Genomic DNA, 1,639 nt, shown 5'->3' on the forward strand with positions numbered 1-1,639 from the left:
TGTTTAAGTTGGCTAAAAATGGGGCAAATGCAGAACGTGTTTTTGATGCAATGCGTAAATATGCCAAGATCGATCCCAAAAAAGCACTCAAAGAAATAAATTGGAATAAGTTAAAAAATGAGTGTATTTCTTTACTCAATAAAATGATTGATGAGATTGTTGATGTACTCGATTCTTGGTTAGCTAAACAGGTTATAGGTCGCCCAAAGGTCAATGAAGTAATCAAAATGTTTACTCAGGTAAAAAAAGATGCGCCTAAGTATATGAACGCTGCATTTGCTGAAATTCAAAAAACTGTCAATCAAATGCTAAATATGCATCCACCTTTACCATCAACTGCTGTTGGTAAAGCTAGCCAACAAGTTCCTGCAAGACCTGTCGTGCCTAGAGGTGGTGGAAAAGGGGCAACACCTCCTCCTGCTCAAAGGCCTTCAAATCCTCAACGAGGTGGTGCGCAACAACAAGTTAAAAATAATGCGCCTACTGCTCAAAGTTCAGCAGCTGCAAAAGCAAAAAAAAGCCATGAAATACGTCAAGCAAAGAAAAAGCGTTGGTCTACTGGCGTGCCAGCCGAACATATCGTTGATTATTATTCGAAAGAAAAGCGTAAATCTTTACGTAAGGTCAATGATAATGGACGTTTGATTGAGGAGTATGAGCGTTTAAAGCGTAATGCGGCTGGTGATCGGATACGTAAGCAAGATATTAACCAAACCGGTATAGATCATTTATGGTTTGGTAACCATAAAGGGCGTAAATATTTAGTAGGCGAAACGAAGGGAAGTATTTTTGGTCACTTTTCTTTTTTGGCTGGTATGGCACAATCCGATGCTAAGGCTATTGAAGGAAATCGTTCTGAGATTGGAAATATTTTTAACGAAAAAACTGAATATAATGAAAATTCAGGCTTAGGAAAGAGATCAACCAGTGCTGAGACTTCAATTAAAAATGAAAGTGCTTTGGAAGGGAGTAAAGGTAAAGCGGGTCTAGGCGGAACTAAGACGAAAGGTCGTCAAATGAGTCATAAATGGATTGGAGCCTCATTAAAAGAGGATAACTCAGTTTCTGCTACACATAAGAATACTATATCTGCAAATATTATAATTGCTCTACGTAATTTGTCATATCCAACAATATATAACCGTGAAATTTATATGGTAACAGGAAAACAATATGAGCAACATGATCGATCAAAAGGTAAATCACATAATATTCAGATGCCTCTAATTTTTTTACCCGATAATATTTTAGTTGAATAGAGAGTCATATATGGAGTTGTTAAGCAAAAGTGATTGGGAGTCGTTAAGACGCGAACCATATCAAAAGTTCAAGGATTATGAATACACTATTAAGCAAGCTTTAGAATCAACCCTAACAATTGCTGAAAGACTAAATGACAAAGATTTTTTAAAAGACAAACCCAAAGGTGCGGTTTATTTATCATCTAATCACTTTTTTGAGGCTTCTTTAGAGCTTGAATTCTTTAGTTATTCAGCAGGTGTTCCTGTAAATGTATTATCTGAACGCCAATCTCAACTTTGAATAAGGCTTTCCAGTTGTAAAGGTGGATTTCCTAATCGTGTATTTAAAATTACTGCAATGGTATGTGAAAGAATCTTACGCGTAATTCTATGCGTTG

The 1,639-nt window shown here is 36.4% G+C and carries 2 protein-coding genes and 1 pseudogene; 2 read left to right on the forward strand and 1 reads right to left on the reverse strand.

Going from position 1 to position 1,639, the window contains the following annotated elements:
• On the forward strand, positions 1 to 1,259 hold a 1,259-nt coding region (locus ACY3FQ_RS03705; protein ID WP_489773635.1), incomplete at its 5' end, for a hypothetical protein.
• 10 nt (positions 1,260 to 1,269) lie between these two features.
• A complete protein-coding gene (locus ACY3FQ_RS03710) occupies positions 1,270 to 1,542 on the forward strand; it encodes a hypothetical protein (protein WP_489773636.1) in 273 nt (90 codons plus the stop codon).
• Here the strand turns inward: ACY3FQ_RS03710 and ACY3FQ_RS03715 are convergent.
• Positions 1,533 to 1,639: pseudogene (locus ACY3FQ_RS03715) on the reverse strand (IS982 family transposase); the annotation flags it as partial. The gene ACY3FQ_RS03710 and the pseudogene ACY3FQ_RS03715 overlap by 10 nt on opposite strands.

Source organism: Acinetobacter sp. AB03, assembly GCF_058107045.1.